Here is an 18,050-nt window from a genome sequence, read left to right as displayed (position 1 = left end):
TGAATTCTCCTCTGGGCTGGCGCCCGGAGGCGCCTCTTATTGTTGTTGCAACAGGAGCTAGGGACGGCGGACGCGGATCAGATCGGGTAGTGGCGTGGCCCCGTCTGCAGCGTCACCCAGCGCAACTGGGTGAAATGGTCGATGGAGGCGCGCGAGCCGAAGCTACCGTAGCCGCTCGACTTGACGCCGCCGAAGGGCATCTGTGCCTCGTCGTGCACCGTGGGGCCGTTGATGTGGCAGATGCCGCTCTCCACCCGCTGGGCCAGGGCCAGGGCGCGGGCGGTGTCACGGCTGAAGATGGCCGACGAGAGGCCGAATTCGGAATCGTTGGCCAGGCGTAGCAGGGCCTCGTCGCCCTCGGCGCGGATCACCACCGCCACCGGGCCGAAGGACTCCTCGGCATAGAGCTGCATCGCGGCGGTGACGCCATCCAGCAGGGTCGGCTGGAGGATGCTGCCGTCGAGCTCGCCGCCGCAGACCAGCCGGGCGCCCTTGCTCACGGCATCGTCGATCAGCGCCTTGATGCGGGTCCCGGCACTGGCATCGATCAGCGAGCCCAGGACCGAATCGGGCGCGCCGGGATCACCGGCCTTGAGGGTGCGCACCTTGGCCGCCAGGCGCTCGACGAAGGCGTCGGCGATACGGCTGTCCACCAGCAGGCGTTCGGTGGACATGCAGATCTGCCCCTGGTTGAAGTAGGCACCGAAGGCCGCCGCGGCAACTGCGGCGTCCAGGTCGGCATCCTCCAGCACCAGCAGCGGCGCCTTGCCACCCAGCTCCAACACAGCCGGTTTCAGGTGGCGGGCGGACAACTCGCCGACGATACGGCCGACCCGGGTGGAACCGGTGAAGTTGACCCGCCGCACCGCCGGGTTGGCGATCAGCCGTTCGACGATGGCCGGGGCATCCTCCGGGGCGTTGGTGACGACGTTGACCACGCCGTCGCCCAGGCCGGCGTCCTGCAGCACCTGGCCGATCAGCCGGTGCACGCCAGGACTCTGTTCGGATGCCTTGAGCACCACGGTGTTGCCACAGGCCAGGGGCATGGCCAGGGCGCGGGTACCGAGGATCACCGGGGCGTTCCAGGGGGCGATGCCAAGCACCACGCCGCAGGGTTGGCGCAGCGCCATGGCGAAGCTGCCGGGGACGTCGGACGGTATGACCTCGCCCTGGATCTGGGTAGTCATGGCCGCCGCCTCGCGCAGCATGTTGGCGGCCAGGTGCACGTTGAAGCCATACCAGTTGGCCATGGCCCCGGTCTCCCCGGCCAGGGCGACGAATTCGCCACTGCGTGCGGCCAGGCCATCGGCCGCCGCCAGCAGCCGGCGCCGGCGCTCGCCCGGTGGCAACGCCGCCCAGGCGGGATAGGCGGCCTGGGCGGCGGCCACGGCGGCGTCGGCATCCTCCAGGGTGGCGGCGGCCACCGTGGAGACCACCGCGCCAGTCACCGGATGGCGACGCTGATAGCTACGACCGTCGCCGGCCGGGCGGCTGGCGCCGCCGATGAGCAGGGATACCTCGACCATGACGCTACCTCTTGTTGTTGTCGTTCTGGGTACTGGCGGTTCAGCGTTTGTAGGTTTGCAGACCGGGTTTGATGCTCTTGTCGTCGAGGAATTGCTTCATGCCCTGCTCGCGGCCGCCTTCCGGATCCTGCAGGCGGGACTGGTCGAGCTTGGCGTAGAGGTAGTCCTCGTTCTGCTCCCAGGTCAGCTCGCGGCAGCGCTTGAAGCCGACCTTGGCGGCGCGCAGCACCACCGGATTCTTCTGCAGCAGCTCCTGGGCCAGGGCGGTGGTCACCTCGCGCAACTGGGCACGCGGTACGCTCTGGTTGACCAGCCCCATGGCCGCCGCCTCGGGGCCGGTGAAGGTCTTGCCGGTCATCACATAGTAGAGGGCGGTGCGGTGGCCGACGGTATCGGCCAGCGCCTTGCTCACCAGGTTGCCCGGCGGGATGCCCCAGTTGATCTCGGACAGGCCGAAGGTGGCCTCGTCGGCGGTGATCGCCAGGTCGCAGGCCACCAGCGGGCTGAAACCCCCGCCGAAGCACCAGCCGTTGACCATGGCGATGGTCGGCTTGGCGTACATGCGCAGGAGCTTCCACTGCCACTGGGAAGCCTCGCGGCGGATCTTCTCCTGCAGGATCTCCGGGCCGGCATCGGTCTCGCGGAAGTACTCCTTGAGGTCCATGCCGGCGGTCCAGGCGTCGCCGGCGCCGGTCAGCACCAGCACGCCAGCGCTGGCGTCCTGTTCCAGCGTCTCCAGCACCTCGACCATCTCGCGGTTGAGGGTGGGACTCATGGCATTGCGTTTCTCGGGGCGGTTGAGCGTCACCCAGGCGATACCGTCCTCGATATCCACCTTGACCGTTTGCCAGCGTCCGTCGTAGCTGCCCATGGCGTATGCCTCTTGTTGTTTGTGGGTATGGACAAGAAGCTACGCCAGGGATTTAGTTAAGTCAATTAACTATTTTTTGCCATACGATGACGCCATGAAGACGGTACCGCCGGAGGTCTCACCCCTACGACGCGCTCAAGCCCGCACTCGCGGTACGCCCTTCCGGCCGGGACAGCAGCAGGAGCAGGCCCGCCGCGACGAACACCAGCGCGAAGACCAGATAGAGCCGCAGCGGCGGCCAGCCGCCATCGAGCAACAGACCCGCCACCAGCGGCGAGAGGATGGCACCGAGGCGACCGATGCCGATGCCCCAGCCCACCCCGGTGGCCCGCACCTCGGCACTGTAGGCCAGCGCCGGCAGTGCATAGAGCCCGGCGATGCAGCCATTGGCGAAGAGGCCGATCAGCAGGCCCATGGCCAGGGCACCCAGGTAGGAGCTGTCCATGTGGGCGAAGGCCACCAGCAGCAGCGCGGTCGTCAGCATGAAACCACCCAGCGCCCGGGACAACGGCAGGCGCGCGAACAGCAGGCCGACCAGGGCGGCGCCGAAGATACCGCCCACGCTCAGCAGGACACCCCCCGCCACCCCCTGTTGCTCGGAAAGCCCGAGGGTGGTCAGCAGCTTGGGCGTCCAGCTCATGATGAAGTAGAAGCCGAACATGGCTAGGAAGAACAGCGTCCACACCAGCAGGGTGGTCCGCCGCAGGGCGGGCGCCAGCAGGCGCCCGACGGTTCCGCCCGCCGCCCGCGTCACGGCGACCGGAGGCAGCGCCGCCAGGGGCGGTTGCCCCAGCCGCCTGGCCAGGCGATTGACCCGCGCCAGGGCGCCACTCGGTCGCCGGCTGAGCAGGAAATCCAGGGACTCCGGCAAGCCGAGCAGCACCAGGGGGATGGCGCCGAGGGTGATGAGACCGCCGGCGCAGAACACCGCGCGCCAGCCCCAGAGCGCCAGCAGCCAGACCGCCAGCAAGCCACCCAGGGTAGCGCCCAGGGCGTAGCCCATGCCCTGCAGGCTGACCGCCAGGCCCCGCCAGCGACGGGCCGAATACTCGCTGGCGATCACATTGCTGCTCGCCAGGACCCCGCCCACGCCCAGACCGGTCAGACCCCGCAACGATGCCAGTTGCTGGGGTGAGCCGGCGAGTGCCGACAGCAGCATGCCGACGCCGGACAGCAGCAGGCAGACCAGGATCAGGCGGCGCCGGCCCCAGCGATCGGCCAGGGGCGCGAGCAGCAGCGAACCGGCCGCCATGCCCACCAGCCCGGCACTGAGCAACATGCCCACCTGCGACCCGGATAGCCCCCACTCGCGGGACACCGAGGCGGCAGTGAAGGCCATCACCAGTACATCGAAGCCATCGATCATGTTGAGCAGAATGCAGACCAGCACCGCCAGGTACTGGAAAGGCCGCATGGGGCCGCGGTCGACGATGTCGCGCAGGTCGCTCATAGCCCACCTCGCGCTGCAGAACGGGGGGAGATCCGGAGCGAGACCGGTGAAGCGCTAGACGATACGGAAGGGACAGGTCCTGACATGGCGAGCATCCTTGAGTTCTTGTTGTTGAGGTAACCGCTCGATCAGGCTGGCAAAAATGGATCCAATTAACAAGATGAACAGATCTCAGGGAGGCCTGCGAGCCGGATACGCCGTGGATCACGACGGAATCAATGCTCAGGAAAATCAAGCGCTAAACCTACCTATAGGCCTCCCATACCCGCCTAAACACTGGGCGATTATCGAGCGGCAATCGTCTTCCCCACCGACCCGAACGCATTGACACTCAGGGGCACTCGCCCAATCATTGGATCCAATAGACAACAACAAGAGGTCGCTCCATGTACCCGAAGAATGCCTGGTACGTCGCCTGCACCCCCGACGAACTCACCGACAAACCCCTGGGCCGGCAGATCTGCGGCGAGCCGCTGGTGTTCTACCGAGACGCCAACCGCCAGGTGGTGGCCCTGGAAGACTTCTGCCCGCACCGCGGCGCGCCGCTGTCCTTGGGGTTCCTGCGCGAGGGCACCCTGGTCTGCGGCTACCACGGCCTGGAAATGGGTTGCGGCGGCAAGACCCTGGGCATGCCGGGCCAGCGGGTCGGCGTCTTTCCCGCGGTGCGCCCCTATGCCGCCGTGGAGCGGCATGGTTTCATCTGGGTCTGGCCGGGCGACCAGGCCAAGGCCGATCCGGCGCTGATCCCGCACCTGGAATGGGCCGAGAGTCCCGACTGGGCCTATGGCGGTGGCCTGTACCACATCCAGTGCGACTACCGGCTGATGATCGACAACCTCATGGACCTGACCCACGAGACCTATGTCCACGCCTCCAGCATCGGCCAGAAGGAGATCGACGAGGCGCCGCCCGCCACCCGCGTCGAGGGTGACGAGGTCATCACCAGCCGGCACATGGAGAACATCCCCGCCCCGCCCTTCTGGCGCATGGCCCTGCGCGGCAATGGCCTGGCCGACGACGTCCCGGTGGATCGCTGGCAGATCTGCCGCTTCACCCCACCGAGCCACGTGATGATCGAGGTGGGCGTGGCCCATGCCGGCCATGGCGGTTATGACGCCCCGGCGGCGGTCAAGGCCGCCAGCGTGGTGGTGGACTTCATCACCCCCGAGACCGAGATCTCCATCTGGTACTTCTGGGGCATGGCGCGCAACTTCAAGCCGGACGATGCCGAGCTCACCGCCAGCATCCGCGAGGGCCAGGGCAAGATCTTCAGCGAAGACCTGGAGATGCTCGAACGCCAGCAACGGAATCTGCTGCGCTATCCCGAGCGCGGCCTGCTCAAGCTCAACATCGATGCCGGTGGCGTCCAGTCGCGGCAGATCATCGACCGCCTGCTGGCCGCCGAACAGGCCGCCACCGGCATCCCGGTCCGGCAGATCGCCTAGGAGACCCCTCATGCTCGATCTGATCGTGACCGCCGTGCAACGCGAGGCGCCCAGCATCCTGGCCTTCGACCTGGCCCGCGCCGACGGCGGCCCCCTGCCCGGCTTCGCCGCCGGTGCCCACCTGGAGATCACCCTGGGCGACGGCCTGGTACGTCACTATTCGCTCTGCGCCACGCCCGAACCCGCTCCCACGCGCTATCGCATCGCCGTGTTGCTGGTGCCCGCTTCCCGCGGCGGCTCCCAGGCCATGCATCGGCTGCAGGTGGGTGACCGCCTGCAGGTGAGCGAGCCACGCAATCTCTTCGCCCTGAATCCAGGCGCGCGCCGCACCCAGCTGCTCGCCGGGGGCATCGGCATTACCCCGCTCCTGGCCATGGCCGAACAGCTCTACCAACAGGGTGCCCGCTTCAGCCTGCGCTACCTGGTGCGGGATCGCGATCATGCGGCCTTCATCCCCTGGCTGAAGGCGCGCCCCTATGCCGAGCAGGTCAAGGTGCATTTCGACCAGCAGGATCCGGCGCTGCGGCCGAATTTCCAGCACCTGCTCGGTCCGGCGGCGCCGGACGACCACCTTTATGTCTGCGGACCGGCCGGCTTCATGGCCACGGTGGTAGACGCCGCCCAGGCCCAGGGCTGGCAGCCCGGGCAGATCCATCGCGAATTCTTCGCTGCCGATCCCGCTGCCCAGGGCGAGCAACGACCCTTCGAGGTGGAACTGGCGCGCAGCGGGCGCCGTGTGCAGGTGCCGGCCGAACGCAGCGTAGTCGAGGTGCTGGGAGATCTCGGTATAGTCCTGCCGGTCTCCTGTGGCCAGGGCCTGTGCGGCACCTGCCTGACCCCGGTGCTGGCCGGCGAACCTGAGCACCGCGACCTCTTTCTCTCGGAGGCCGAGCACGCCGCCAACGACCGCTTCACCCCGTGCTGCTCCCGCGCCAAGGGCGAGCGGCTGGTGCTGGATCTCTAGGGCTGCTGGGCGGGCTGGTCCAGCTCGCCGCTGAACAGCAGCGCCGCCACCCGCGGCTGCAGCTGGTTGGCGGCGCCCAGGTAGTCGATCAACTCGGCCGCCCGGCTGCCGCGCAGCGCCGCCGTGGTCAACTCGCCTTCATGGACATAGGTGTAGACCCCGCTGACGGCGAAGGCCTTGAGCTGGGCGATATGGCGCACCTGCGCCGCTTCGGTGGCCTGGAAGGCCGCGCTGTCGAGGAAGCGCCGACGGGCCAGTGGCGAGGCGAAGGCGATCTCCAGCATCGCCAACCGCTCGCGCGCCGCCGTAGCCCGGTGCGCAACGCCCGGCGAAGGGGGATGCTGGCCGTCGTTTTCGAAGGGCGCGCAGGGGTGCAGCCGCACCTTGAGCACCGGCTCCTGGCGGGCGAGCCAGGGGCCGAAATCCTCCAGCAGGTAGCGGTTGAGGTCCGCTAGGTCGCCACGCGGCGCCAGGTGGATCTGCAGCCGATCCAGGTGATCCGGTCCGTTGTAGCGGGCATCGTAGAGTCGGTTGAGCAAGGCTCGCGAGCCTTCCGGCAGATCGTAGGCCAGGGTCTCGGCGAACATGTTCTGCTCGTCGACGAACAGCAAGGGGCTGGCGTCCTGGAAGCGCTGCTGGTCGGCGGCCGAGGCGAAACCGATTTCCACCATGCCGTCCAGCTCGTAGTCGGGGATCTCGTCGATACCCTCGAGCAGTGGCCAGAGGTGCGCATCCTGGTTGCGGTCGAAGTGGTACTGCACATAGTGCCCGAGCCCGGGCAAACGGGCACAGAGCGGACCGTGGACATCACGCCAGTAGTGGGCGAAGACGTCCTGGGGTACCCGCGCTCGACGCTTCACGGTGGTGTAGCTGTTGATGGTGATCACGCTCGACTCCTGGGACTGGACCGGGATTCGACCGCGGCGAACCGGCGGCGACTGCGCCGCCAGTCGCCGAAGGCTGGCGAAAGGACCCAGCCGGCCTCGAGCACCTGGCAGGCTGGCGCACGCCGCGGCCGAGCCCCCTAGGTCAGAACCTGAAGCGAGCGGGCCAGTCCGTCACCGGCGAACAGCCGGGCATACCCCAGGGTCGCCTGGGCGTGCTCGCGCATGATGCCCTCGGCGCGGGCGCCCTGGCCGCGCACCAGGGCGTCGAAGACCGCATGGTGCTGCAGATGGGCGAAGTTGAAGCGGCGGTACTCCCGCTCCAGATCCTGGGCGTCCACCGCCAGGGCGCTCACCGAGGCGAAGGGCAGATGCTCGTGACGCCCCAGGGCCACGGCGATGGCCGGATTGCCACTGGCCGCGACGATGGCCTGGTGGAAGCCGCGATTGAGATCGTGGTACTCCTCCAGATCCTCCAGGACCACGTACCCCTTGGCGAACAGCCGATCGCCACGGCGCAGACAGTCTTCCAGCAGGGCGCGGGTGTCGGCGTCCAGGCCATGCTCGGCCGCCTGGCGCGCGGCCAGGCCTTCCAGCACGCCGCGCACCTCCACCGCCCCTTCCAGGTCCGCCCCGGTCAGGGCGCGCACCTGGTAGCCCCGGGCGCCACTGCGCTCCAGCAGCCCTTCCTCGGCGAGGGTGCGCAAGGCCAGGCGCACCGGCATCCGCGACACGGCGAAGCGCTCGGCGGTGGGGATCTCCGCCAGCCGCTCGCCCGCCGCCAGTTCGCCGGACAGGATCATCTGCCGCAGCGCCGCCAATACCCGCTGTCCCGGCTTGCTCATGGCTGTGCCTCTCCTTCGTTGATCTCGGCCAGCAGCCACTGGCGAAAGGCCTGCAACGACGGCAGCCCCTCGTTGCGCGGTGGATAGACCAGGTAATAGCTGCGGCGACTGACCAGGGGCGTACCGCAAGCCAGGAGATCGCCCTGCGCCAATTCGTCCTCCACCAGCACCCGCGGCACCAGGCCGATGCCGATGCCGGCGCGCACCGCCTGGATCAGGTGCGAGGTCAGCTCGAAACTCGGTCCCGGGCGCATGGCCCGGTGTGGCAGCTCGTGATGCCGGAACCACTCGCCCCAGGCCTGGGGATTGTTGGCCACGCCGAGCAGCAGCTGGCCGGCCAGGGTCGCCGGGGTCGCGTCCGGCAAGTCGGCCAGCGTGGCCGGGCTGGCAATGACCACCAATTGCTCGGCCTGCACCGGATGGGCACGGAGCCCCGGCCAGTCACCACTGCCGACGCTGATGGCGGCGTCGATCTCGCTGGCGGCGAAGTCCACCGCCTGGATGCGCGAATGCAGGTGCACCAGCATGCCGGGATGGGCGGTATAGAAGTTACCCAGGCGTGGCAGCAGCCACTTGGAGCCAAAGGTCGGCAATACCGCCAGGCGCAGGGTGCCCTGGCCGGAGGCGAAGGCCATCGCCTGCAGGGTGGCGCTGCGGATCTGCCCCAGGGCCAGGCCCAGTTCGCGGCTGTAGGCCCGCCCCACGTCGGTGAGCACGATCTGCCGGCCCTCGCGGCGGAACAGCGTCAGCCCGAGCAACTGTTCGAGCGCCTGCACCTGGCGGCCCACGGCGCTCTGGGTCAGCGACAACTCCTCGGCCGCCCGGGTGTAGCTCTCGTGGCGCGCCGCCGCCTCGAAGGCCAGCAGCAGCGACATGGACGGCGTCAGCCGACGGTGATTCATTCAGGATCTTCCGGCATAGGCGGCGGAATCTTCGGTTGTGGCCCCGCCCCGCTGTGGTGAGAATGCCTACTATAGCCAGAAAAGGTCGACGCCATTCCTTCACTCACCGAAGGAGAGGCCGTCCGCTGCCAAAGAGCCCGCCTGATGAACATGATCGCCCGCCTGCCGGCCCCGGCGCCCCTCGCCGCCGCCTACACCGATTTCCTCACCGCCCTCGCCGCCAGCGGCTTCCAGGGCGAGATCGCGCCGGATTACGCCAGCCGCACGGTGATGGCCACCGACAACTCCATCTACCAGCGCCTGCCCCAGGCGGCGGTCTTCCCCAAGGACAGCGCCGACGTCCAGCACCTGGCCCAGTTGATGGGCGAGTCGCGCTTCCAAGGCGTGGTGCTGACCCCGCGCGGCGGCGGCACCGGCACCAATGGCCAGTCCCTCACCGACGGCATCGTGGTCGACCTCTCCCGTCACCTGAACCGGATCCTCGAGATCAACGTCGCGGAGGGCTGGGTACGGGTACAAGCAGGCGTGGTCAAGGATCAGCTCAACGCCGCGCTCCGGCGCCACGGCCTGTTCTTCGCCCCGGAGCTGTCCACCTCCAACCGCGCCACCATCGGCGGCATGATCAACACCGACGCCAGCGGCCAGGGCAGCGTGACCTACGGCAAGACCCGCGACCATGTGCTGGAACTGGACGCCTACCTGATCGGCGGCGAACGCCTGCAGAGCCGCCCGGTGGACGCCGCCGAACTGGACGCCCTCTGCGCCCGCCAGGATCGCACCGGCGCGGTCTACCGCTGCGCGCGAGACATCGCCGAGCAGCAGGCCGAACTGATCGAGGCGCGCTTTCCCAAGCTCAATCGCTGCCTCACCGGCTATGACCTGGCGCACCTGGTCGAGGCGGACGGCCGCTTCAATCTCAACAGCGTGCTCTGCGGCGCCGAGGGCTCCCTGGCCTTCATCGCCGAGGCCAGGCTCAACGTCCTGCCGATTCCCAAGTATTCGGTATTGGTCAACGTCCGCTACGCCAGCTTCATGGACGCCCTGCGCGATGCCCGCGCCCTGATCGAGTTGCAGCCGCTGTCCATCGAGACGGTGGATTCCAAGGTGCTCTTGCTGGCCATGCAGGACATCGTCTGGCACAGCGTGGCGGAATACTTCCCCGAGGATATCGAGCGCCCCACCCTGGGCATCAACCTGGTGGAATTCAGCGGTGACGATCCCGAAGCCGTGGATGCCCGCGTCCAGGGCTTCCTCGACCACCTGCGCCAGGACCCCACCGTCGAGCGTCTGGGCCACACCCTGGCCGTGGGCCGCAACGCCGTGACCCGCGTCTACACCATGCGCAAGCGCGCCGTGGGTTTGTTGGGCAACGTCCAGGGCGAGATCCGTCCGCAGCCCTTCGTCGAGGACACCGCGGTACCGCCGGAGCGCCTGGCCGACTTCATCGCCGAATTCCGCGCCCTGCTCGACGGTCACAACCTGCAATACGGCATGTTCGGCCACGTCGACGCCGGGGTGCTGCACGTGCGTCCGGCGCTGGATCTCAAGGACCCGCGCCAGGCGGCCCTGGTGCGGCCGATCTCCGACCAGGTGGCCGCCCTGACCCAGAAATACGGCGGCCTGCTATGGGGCGAACACGGCAAGGGCGTGCGCTCGGAATACGCGCCGGCCTTCTTCGGTGACCTCTACCCTGCCCTGCAGGCGCTCAAGGGCGCTTTCGATCCGTACAACCAGCTCAATCCGGGCAAGATCGCCACCCCGCTCGCCAGTGGCGCCGAGTTGCTCAAGGTCGATGGCGTGACCCTCCGCGGCGAACTGGACCGCACCCTCGACGAACGCGTCTGGCAGAGCTACGGCACCGCCATGCACTGCAACGGCAACGGCGCCTGCTACAACTATGACCCCGACGACGCCATGTGCCCGTCCTGGAAGGCCACCCGCCAGCGCATCCATTCGCCCAAGGGCCGTGCCGCCCTGATCCGCGAATGGCTGCGCCTGCAGGGCCAGGCCGGCATCGACGTGCTGGCCCCCGCCCCGCGCGGTGCGCTGAACTGGCTCAAGGCCCTGCCCCAGCGCTGGCGCAATGGGCGCGCGGCCGAGGCGGATTTTTCCCACGAGGTCTACGACGCCATGGCCGGCTGCCTGGCGTGCAAGTCCTGCGCGGGCCAGTGCCCGATCAAGGTCAATGTGCCGGAATTCCGCTCGCGCTTTCTCGAGCTCTATCACCGCCGCTACCTGCGGCCCGCCCGCGACTACCTGATCGGCTCCCTGGAATTCAGCCTGCCGCTGTTCGCCCGGGCGCCCGGTCTCTACAACGCGGTCATGGGCGCCACTCCCATCCAACGCCTGTTCGCCGAGCGCATCGGCATGGTCGACAGCCCGCTGCTCAGCCGTTTTGACCTGGTACCGGTCATGCGCCAGTGGCAGGTGCAGATCGCCACTCCCGAGCGACTGCTGGCGCTGAGCGATGAAGAGCGCGCCAACACCCTCTTGCTGGTCCAAGACGCCTTCACCCGCTACTTCGAGACGCCGCTCACCGCCGCCTTCCTCGAACTGGCGGCGCGACTCGGCCAGCGCGTCTTCCTCGCGCCCTACCGCGCCAACGGCAAGCCGCTACACGTACAGGGCTTCCTCGGCGCCTTCGAGCGCACGGCACGGCGCAACGCGGCCCAGCTCGCCAGCCTGGCCGGCTTCGGCGTCAAGTTGGTGGGCCTCGATCCGGCCATGACCCTGGTCTATCGCCAGGAGTACCCCAAGGTCCCCGGCATCGCCCGGATGCCCGAGGTGCTGCTGCCCCAGGAGTGGCTGCTGCAGGTATTGCCGAAAGAGCAGAAGGTCGTCGGCAACAAGGTCTATCGCCTGCTCGGCCACTGCACCGAGAAGACCAACGCCCCGGCCAGCGTCGGCCAATGGCAGCAGGTGTTCGAGCGCCTGGGCCTGGGGCTCAAGCCGGAAAGCACCGGCTGCTGCGGCATGTCCGGCACCTACGGCCACGAGGCGCGGAATCTCGCGACTTCCAAGGTGATCTACGACCAGTCCTGGGCCCGCGCCGTGGCGGTCCCGGTGGAACAGGGCGAGGCCCTGGCCACTGGCTACTCCTGCCGCAGCCAGGTCAAACGCATCGACGACCGCCGCCTGCGCCATCCGCTGGAAGCGGTGCTGGAGGCGGTGCGGGGCTGACATCCCTGTTGGGCTTCGCTGCGCTCAACCCAACCTACGGTGCCTATCCACTTCGTAGGTTGGGTTGAGACGGCCCCATCGTCGAAGCCCAACAGCCGAAGCTCAACCCTGGGCAATGTTGGGCTTCGCTGCGCTCAACCCAACCTACGGTGCGTAACCGCTTCGTAGGTTGGGCTGAGACAGCTCCATCGTCGAAGCCCAACAGCCGCAGAGTGGAAAACCGCGCAGCGTTTTCCACAGGCATGCGAACAGGCCAACGGGCAAAAACCCTCGATCCAAGCAGGCTACATAGAGAAGGAAAAATCCGAGAAAGCCCGACCAGAAAAATCGCGCCCAAACGAAAAAGCGGCCACTAGGGCCGCTTCTCGATGGCTGCTGGCGTTCAGGACCAGACAGCCTTTGAATGGCGCAGCGGACGGGACTCGAACCCGCGACCCCCGGCGTGACAGGCCGGTATTCTAACCGACTGAACTACCGCTGCGCATTACCTCGAGTGGTGGGTGATGACGGGATCGAACCGCCGACCCTCTGCTTGTAAGGCAGATGCTCTCCCAGCTGAGCTAATCACCCGTTTGCTCTCGAAGTGGGGCGCATTCTACGGAGGGGTTCCCTACCTGGCAACCCCTTTTTGAAAAAAATTTTCCCAGCACTTCCAAAGGCTTAGCGTTGCCCCACGGCGCAACTTGAGAAAGCGCGCATTCCCGACGACCACCGCGATCCGGGGTTGGCCTCGGAGGCAGGCGGCGCGGATAATGCGCGCTTCGTTTTTGGGAGTGACACCATGTGGTTCCGTAATCTGCTCGTCTACCGTCTCACCCAGGAAGTCGCCTTCGAGACCGAAGCCCTCGAAGCCGCCCTCGCCGCCAAGCCCGCCCGCCCCTGCGCCAGCCAGGAATTGTCCACCTATGGTTTCGTCGCGCCCTTCGGCAAGGGGCCGGACCTGCCGCTGGTGCATGAAAGCCAGGGCTTCTTCCTGATCGCCGCGCGCAAGGAAGAACGCATCCTGCCCAGCAGCGTGGTCAAGGAAGCCGTGCAGGAAAAGGTCGACGAGATCGAAAACCAGCAGATGCGCAAGGTCTACAAGAAGGAGAAGGAGCAGATCAAGGACGAGATCGTCCAGGCCTTCCTGCCGCGCGCCTTCATCCGTCGCCAGACCACCTATGCCGCCATCGACCCCAAGCAGGGCTGGATCCTGGTCGACGCCTCCAGCGCCAAGCGCGCTGAGGACCTGCTCTCCACCCTGCGCGACGCCCTGGGTTCGCTGCCGGTGCGTCCGCTGGGCGTGAAGCAGGCACCCATGGCCACCTTCACCGACTGGGTCAAGGCCGGTGACGCCACCCATGGCCTGTTCATCCTCGACGAGTGCGAGCTGCGTGACGCCGGTGAAGACGGCGGCGTGGTGCGCTGCAAGGGCCAGGACCTCACCAGCGAAGAGATCCAGAACCACCTGGGCGCTGGCAAGCTGGTCACCAAGCTGGCGCTGGCCTGGCAGGACAAGCTGGCCCTGCTGCTGGACGACAAGGTCACCATCAAGCGCCTCAAGTTCGAGGACCTCTTGCAGGACCAGGCCGAGCAGGACGGCGGCGAAGACGCCCTCGGCCAGCAGGACGCCAGCTTCGTGCTGATGATGATGACCCTGGCGGAATTCCTGCCGCAGCTCATCGAAGCCCTCGGCGGCGAAGAGTTGCCGCAAGGCTTGTAAGCCTTACCAAGGCCGGCGCAGACCGGCCTTTTTTCTGCCCACTAATAAAAGGAGTTTGCCATGCGTGCCCTGGCCGCCTTCAGCCGCTTCGTCGGCAATACCTTCGCCTTCTGGGTGCTGTTCGCCGCCCTGTTGGCGTTCTTCGCCCCCGCCGTGTTCAAGCCGCTGAGCGTGGCCATCGTGCCGCTCTTGGGGGTGATCATGTTCGGCATGGGGCTGACGCTCAAGCTCGAGGATTTCGCCGCCCTCGGCCGGCACCCCTGGCGGGTGCTGCTGGGTGTGGTGGCGCACTTCGTCATCATGCCGGGGGTGGCCTGGGCGCTGTGCCAGCTGTTCCACCTGCCACCGGAGATCGCCGTGGGCGTCATCCTGGTCGGCTGCTGCCCGAGTGGCACGGCCTCCAACGTCATGACCTGGCTGGCCAAGGGCGACCTGGCGCTGTCGGTGGCCATCGCCGCGGTGACCACCCTGCTCGCCCCCCTGCTGACCCCGGCGCTGATCTGGCTGCTGGCCTCCACCTGGCTGCCGATCTCGTTCGCCGGCCTGTTCTGGTCGATCCTGCAGGTGGTGCTGCTGCCCATCGCCCTGGGCCTGATCGCCCAGCGGGTACTGGGCAATCGCGTCGGCGCCCTGGTCGAGGTGCTGCCGCTGGCCTCGGTGATCAGCATCGTGGTGATCGTCGCCGCGGTGGTGGCCGCCAGTCAGGCGCGTATCGCCGAATCCGGCCTGCTGATCATGGCGGTGGTGGTCCTGCACAACGGCTTCGGTTTCCTGCTCGGCTATCTCACCGGCAAGTTCTGCAAGCTGCCGGTAGCCCAGCGCAAATCCCTGGCGCTGGAAGTCGGCATGCAGAATTCCGGCCTTGGCGCCGCCCTGGCCACGGCGCATTTTTCACCGCTGGCGGCGGTGCCGAGCGCCCTGTTCAGCGTCTGGCACAACATTTCGGGGGCGCTACTGGCCACCCTCTTCCGCCGCTTCAAGGACGACGACGCCCGGCCCTGAGGCCTCGCGCCAGACCTGCTGGACCAGGCTCCGGCAGGTTTCCTCGGTGAAGGGCTGCGGCCGGGCGATGCCGTAGCCCTGAGCGTAGTCCACGCCCAGGGCAGCCAGGGCGGCGACCACCGCCGCGTTCTCGGCGAATTCGGCGATGGTCTTCTTGCCGGTGAGATGGCCGAGCTGGTTGATCGCCTCCACCATGGCGCTGTCCACGGCGTCTTCGAGCAGGTGGCGGACGAAGCTGCCATCGATCTTCAGGTAGTCCACCGGCAGGTGCTTGAGGTAGGTGAAGGACGACATCCCGGCGCCGAAGTCGTCCAGGGAAAAGCGCACCCCCAGTCCGCGCAACTCTTCCATGAATTGCCGCGCCGCATCCAGGTTGGCCACGGCGCTGGTTTCGGTGATCTCGAAGCAGATCCGCGCCGGCGCGATGCGCCAGTGCTGCAACTGCTGCTTGACGAAGGCCGCCAGGCCCACCTCGCCGAGGGAATGCCCGGAGAGGTTGATGGCGAGAGTGTCGAGCAGGCCAGCCGGCAGCTCGGCGAAGCGCGCCAGGGCCGCGGCGATCACCCAGCGATCCAGGTCCGGCATCAGGCCGTAGCGCTCCGCCGCCGGGATGAAGGCACCCGGCGCGATCAGCCGGTCGCCCTCCTCCAGCCGCATCAATACCTCCACATGGCGATCCGCCGCGGTCTGCTCGCCCAGGCCGAGGATCGGCTGGACGTACAGGCGGAACCTGTCCTCGTCCAGCGCCCGGTGCAGGCGTTGCACCCAGGTCATCTGGTCATGGCGCTGGTCCAGCTCCACGTCGCCCGGGGCGAACACCTGGATGCGATTGCGCCCCTTGTCCTTGGCCGCGTAGCAGGCCAGGTCGGCCAGCCGCAGCGCCTCCTCCGGCGCCAGGCGCTGGCCGCCCAGGTGCACCACGCCGATGCTCAGGCCGACCCGGAAGCCCTGGCCGGCCGCCTCGAACTGCAGGGCCCCCACGCAGCAGCGCAGGCGCTCGGCCACCGCCTCGGCCTCGGCCGGCGCGCGGTGCTCCAGCAGCACGCCGAATTCGTCACCGCCCAGCCGCGCCAGGCAGTCGTCTTCGCCCAGCTGGCTGGCCAGCAACTCGCACAGTTGGCGCAGCAGGCGATCGCCATGAAAATGCCCGGAGGTGTCGTTGACGATCTTGAACTGATCGAGGTCGATGAACAGCAGCGAGGCGCACTCCAGTCCCTCGCGGGCCAGCAGCCGCTCCAGGCGGGTCTCGAACTCACGGCGGTTGAGCAGGCCGGTCAGGGCATCGTGACTGGCCTGCCAGGCAAGGTCGCGCAGGAAGGCGCGCTCGCGGGTCTGGTCGTGCAGCACCAGCACTACCCCGGTGCCCGCCTCGCCACGCGGCAGGGGCGTCACCGTCAGGGCCACCGGGATGCGCAGGCCGTCCGTGCGCACCAGTTGATGGGCCAGGAGCTCATTGCCCGCGAGCCAGTCCTCGCTCAGCAAGCGCTCGGCCAGGGGTCGCGTCGAACCCGGCTGGCCTTCGGTCTGGATATCGAACAGCTGGGTCACGGGAGTACCGGCGGCGAGCCCCGTCCGCTCCAATAGTCGTTCCGCGGCCGGATTGTGATAGAGCAACCGCCCCTGGCCGTTCAGGGCCAGGACCGCATCGCCGATGGCGGCCAGGATCACCTGCATGTGCTCCTTCTCAGCCTGCAGCGCCTGCTCGGAACGCCAACGCTGCTGCACCAGGCTGTGCATCCGCCAGCTGGCGAGGAACACCAGCAACGCCCCGACCAGGGCGTTGGCGATCAGCAGCATCCTGACCAGCTCCCGCGAGGCCACCCCGAGGCGCTCCGAGAAGGCCACCGTCTCCGGCATCATTCGATCGTGCAGGTCCAGCAGTTGGCGCTTCAGCGGAATCAGCGACGGACCCGGCCCCTGCAGCCTGATCAGCTCGAAGCCGGTCTGCGCCAGGGCCTGGAATTCGTCCATGTAGGGATCGGTGATCTGCCAGCGGGCGATCACCCCCTCGAAGGGCTCGACATGCCGGGCCAGGCGGAAGAGCCGGATGAGGCCGTCGATATCCGCCGGGTCGTTGCCGGCCAGGCGCAGCAGTCGTGCGGCCTCGGCGTGACTGCCCCCCGCGTCCAGCTCCTCGCGCGCGGCGCGGTCCAGGTCATTGACGCTGATGGAGGCGCGATAGTCCAGGAAGGACTGCAGGCGACCTTCGTCGAGATAGGCGCCCAGCGACAGCATGGCGTTGCCCAGGCTCTTGCTCCACAGGCTTTCCGCGGTGACATAGGCGCGCACCGTCGACAGCAGTTGCAGGCTGACGATGGCGACCAGCGCCTGACAGGACAGGATGATGACGAAGGGCCAGACGACCCTGAGGGTGCGCAAGGCAGAGGAAGGCGACAGTGGAGACATACAGCGATCCGCGAAAGAGACAGGCGAATTCTTGCCATTGAGCAGAGATGTCGGCCGTGGCGCGGAAAACTGTTGGGACGGAAAGCGCAGGCGCTAGAATAACGGCGCCAAAGGAGCGACGCAGACCGTTCGCCGCCTGAACAGGGCCGACGAACGGTAGCGGATCGCGGGTGGCTAGCTGAAGGACGCCTCCAGGCGCGCCTTCACCTCAGGCCATTCGCGGTCGGTGATGCTGTACATGACGGTATCGTCCAGGCGACCGTCCGCCAGCCGCCGATGATGGCGCAAGCGGCCTTCGCGGACGGCGCCGAGCTTCTCGATGGCGGCCTGGGACCTCAGGTTGGCGGCTGCGGTCTTCAGCTGCACCCGCACCAGCTGCCAGTGCTCGAAGGCGTGGCGGAGCATCAGGTACTTGATGCTGCCGTTCAGGCCGCTGCCATGCTGCTCCGCGTCGAGCCAGGTCCAGCCGATCTCGGCGGCTGGCAGCGCCGGCAGGAAGTCGGCGAAGCGGGTAGTGCCGACCAGTCGATCGGCGACGCGCACGACGAAGGGCAGTGCCCGTCCCTCGCGCTGCTCGGCCAGGGCCTGGCGGTACCAGTCCGGCCGCAGCGGGCCGCTGAGATAATGCAGCGCTTCGCGATTGCGCTCGGCCAGGCTGACCAGCTCCAGCACGTCGCTCTCCGCCAGGGGGTCCAGGCGCAGCGCACCACGTTGCAGGGAAATGGGCTGCGCTTGGAACATGACACTCTCTCTCGCTCGAATCAGCCCGCCAACCTAACAGGGCCGGCCGCCCGGCTCAACACCCTGTCACCCCGCCACCCGCCAGACCTGACGTCCGGCGCCCCGAGGTGCGACACTTTGCCCGGGCGCGAC

13 protein-coding genes and 2 tRNA genes are annotated in these 18,050 nt (G+C 67.8%); 5 read left to right on the top strand and 10 right to left on the bottom strand.

From position 1 onward, the window contains the following. Positions 1–77: 77 nt before the first annotated feature. The 3 genes from FSV73_RS06455 to FSV73_RS06445 form a co-directional block, all read right to left on the bottom strand. Positions 78–1,526 (bottom strand): aldehyde dehydrogenase, encoded by a 1,449-nt coding sequence (locus FSV73_RS06455; RefSeq protein WP_145005551.1) that lies wholly within the window; start codon positions 1,524–1,526, stop codon positions 78–80. A gap of 40 nt (positions 1,527–1,566) precedes the next feature. Further along, positions 1,567–2,397 (bottom strand): p-hydroxycinnamoyl CoA hydratase/lyase, encoded by an 831-nt coding sequence (locus FSV73_RS06450; RefSeq protein ID WP_145005548.1) that lies wholly within the window; start codon positions 2,395–2,397, stop codon positions 1,567–1,569. A gap of 124 nt (positions 2,398–2,521) precedes the next feature. Next, complete coding sequence (locus FSV73_RS06445) at positions 2,522–3,847, bottom strand: MFS transporter (protein WP_145005545.1); 1,326 nt, start codon at positions 3,845–3,847, stop codon at positions 2,522–2,524. Between the two features lie 386 nt (positions 3,848–4,233). Between FSV73_RS06445 and FSV73_RS06440 the strand changes: the two genes are divergently transcribed. Further along, entirely contained in the window at positions 4,234–5,292 is a 1,059-nt protein-coding gene (locus FSV73_RS06440) for an aromatic ring-hydroxylating oxygenase subunit alpha (RefSeq protein WP_145005542.1), read from the top strand. A gap of 10 nt (positions 5,293–5,302) precedes the next feature. Then, positions 5,303–6,256 (top strand): PDR/VanB family oxidoreductase, encoded by a 954-nt coding sequence (locus FSV73_RS06435; RefSeq protein WP_145005539.1) that lies wholly within the window; start codon positions 5,303–5,305, stop codon positions 6,254–6,256. Here the strand turns inward: FSV73_RS06435 and FSV73_RS06430 are convergent. The 3 genes from FSV73_RS06430 to FSV73_RS06420 form a co-directional block, all read right to left on the bottom strand. Next, the gene (locus FSV73_RS06430; protein ID WP_145005536.1) at positions 6,253–7,143 is read right to left on the bottom strand and encodes an EthD domain-containing protein; all 891 of its coding nucleotides are present in this window, start codon (positions 7,141–7,143) and stop codon (positions 6,253–6,255) included. The two genes, FSV73_RS06435 and FSV73_RS06430, sit on opposite strands and share 4 nt — an antisense overlap. A 137-nt stretch (positions 7,144–7,280) precedes the next feature. Continuing rightward, positions 7,281–7,985, bottom strand: coding sequence for a GntR family transcriptional regulator (locus FSV73_RS06425; protein ID WP_145005534.1), 705 nt, complete (start codon positions 7,983–7,985; stop codon positions 7,281–7,283). After that, positions 7,982–8,887: a LysR substrate-binding domain-containing protein gene (locus FSV73_RS06420; protein ID WP_145005531.1), complete on the bottom strand. Its 906-nt coding sequence runs from the start codon at positions 8,885–8,887 to the stop codon at positions 7,982–7,984. The genes FSV73_RS06425 and FSV73_RS06420 overlap by 4 nt, the downstream gene beginning before the upstream one ends. A gap of 150 nt (positions 8,888–9,037) precedes the next feature. Between FSV73_RS06420 and ydiJ the strand changes: the two genes are divergently transcribed. Continuing rightward, positions 9,038–12,067 carry a D-2-hydroxyglutarate dehydrogenase YdiJ gene (ydiJ, locus tag FSV73_RS06415; protein WP_145006204.1) on the top strand — a complete coding sequence of 1,010 codons (3,030 nt, stop codon included), beginning with the start codon at positions 9,038–9,040 and terminating at the stop codon, positions 12,065–12,067. A 404-nt stretch (positions 12,068–12,471) separates the two neighbouring features. Here the strand turns inward: ydiJ and FSV73_RS06410 are convergent. Together FSV73_RS06410 and FSV73_RS06405 are read right to left on the bottom strand one after the other, a co-directional pair. Beyond that, positions 12,472–12,548 (bottom strand) — tRNA-Asp (locus FSV73_RS06410). Positions 12,549–12,561: 13 nt separating this feature from the next. Further along, positions 12,562–12,637: transfer RNA gene (locus FSV73_RS06405), tRNA-Val, on the bottom strand. Positions 12,638–12,848: 211 nt separating this feature from the next. Here FSV73_RS06405 and rdgC point away from each other — a divergent pair. Both rdgC and FSV73_RS06395 read left to right on the top strand, forming a co-directional pair. Next, complete coding sequence (gene rdgC / locus FSV73_RS06400) at positions 12,849–13,769, top strand: recombination-associated protein RdgC (RefSeq protein ID WP_145005529.1); 921 nt, start codon at positions 12,849–12,851, stop codon at positions 13,767–13,769. A gap of 60 nt (positions 13,770–13,829) precedes the next feature. Further along, positions 13,830–14,771, top strand: coding sequence for a bile acid:sodium symporter family protein (locus FSV73_RS06395; protein WP_145005525.1), 942 nt, complete (start codon positions 13,830–13,832; stop codon positions 14,769–14,771). On the opposite strand, the gene FSV73_RS06390 is transcribed toward FSV73_RS06395, so the two are convergent. Together FSV73_RS06390 and FSV73_RS06385 are read right to left on the bottom strand one after the other, a co-directional pair. Then, a complete protein-coding gene (locus FSV73_RS06390; protein ID WP_145005522.1) occupies positions 14,721–17,177 on the bottom strand; it encodes a putative bifunctional diguanylate cyclase/phosphodiesterase in 2,457 nt (818 codons plus the stop codon). The genes FSV73_RS06395 and FSV73_RS06390 overlap by 51 nt on opposite strands. A gap of 174 nt (positions 17,178–17,351) precedes the next feature. Next, positions 17,352–17,918 (bottom strand): GNAT family N-acetyltransferase, encoded by a 567-nt coding sequence (locus FSV73_RS06385; protein ID WP_145005519.1) that lies wholly within the window; start codon positions 17,916–17,918, stop codon positions 17,352–17,354. Positions 17,919–18,050 lie beyond the last annotated feature (132 nt).

The sequence above is a fragment of the Pseudomonas oryzihabitans genome, from assembly GCF_007665395.1.
GTDB lineage: Bacteria > Pseudomonadota > Gammaproteobacteria > Pseudomonadales > Pseudomonadaceae > Chryseomonas > Chryseomonas psychrotolerans_C.
The sequence above is the reverse complement of the archived record's forward strand: the minus strand, read 5'-3'. Positions and strand labels throughout refer to the sequence as shown.

Excerpts from the sequence above, each read along its gene's own strand:
- FSV73_RS06420 (WP_145005531.1), bottom strand. The coding sequence starts at position 8,887 with ATGAATCACCGTCGGCTGACGCCGTCCATGTCGCTGCTGCTGGCCTTC.
- rdgC (WP_145005529.1), top strand. The coding sequence starts at position 12,849 with ATGTGGTTCCGTAATCTGCTCGTCTACCGTCTCACCCAGGAAGTCGCC.
- FSV73_RS06445 (WP_145005545.1), bottom strand. The coding sequence starts at position 3,847 with ATGAGCGACCTGCGCGACATCGTCGACCGCGGCCCCATGCGGCCTTTC.
- FSV73_RS06440 (WP_145005542.1), top strand. The coding sequence starts at position 4,234 with ATGTACCCGAAGAATGCCTGGTACGTCGCCTGCACCCCCGACGAACTC.
- FSV73_RS06425 (WP_145005534.1), bottom strand. The coding sequence starts at position 7,985 with ATGAGCAAGCCGGGACAGCGGGTATTGGCGGCGCTGCGGCAGATGATC.
- FSV73_RS06395 (WP_145005525.1), top strand. The coding sequence starts at position 13,830 with ATGCGTGCCCTGGCCGCCTTCAGCCGCTTCGTCGGCAATACCTTCGCC.
- ydiJ (WP_145006204.1), top strand. The coding sequence starts at position 9,038 with ATGATCGCCCGCCTGCCGGCCCCGGCGCCCCTCGCCGCCGCCTACACC.
- FSV73_RS06390 (WP_145005522.1), bottom strand. The coding sequence starts at position 17,177 with ATGTCTCCACTGTCGCCTTCCTCTGCCTTGCGCACCCTCAGGGTCGTC.
- FSV73_RS06435 (WP_145005539.1), top strand. The coding sequence starts at position 5,303 with ATGCTCGATCTGATCGTGACCGCCGTGCAACGCGAGGCGCCCAGCATC.
- FSV73_RS06455 (WP_145005551.1), bottom strand. The coding sequence starts at position 1,526 with ATGGTCGAGGTATCCCTGCTCATCGGCGGCGCCAGCCGCCCGGCCGGC.
- FSV73_RS06385 (WP_145005519.1), bottom strand. The coding sequence starts at position 17,918 with ATGTTCCAAGCGCAGCCCATTTCCCTGCAACGTGGTGCGCTGCGCCTG.
- FSV73_RS06450 (WP_145005548.1), bottom strand. The coding sequence starts at position 2,397 with ATGGGCAGCTACGACGGACGCTGGCAAACGGTCAAGGTGGATATCGAG.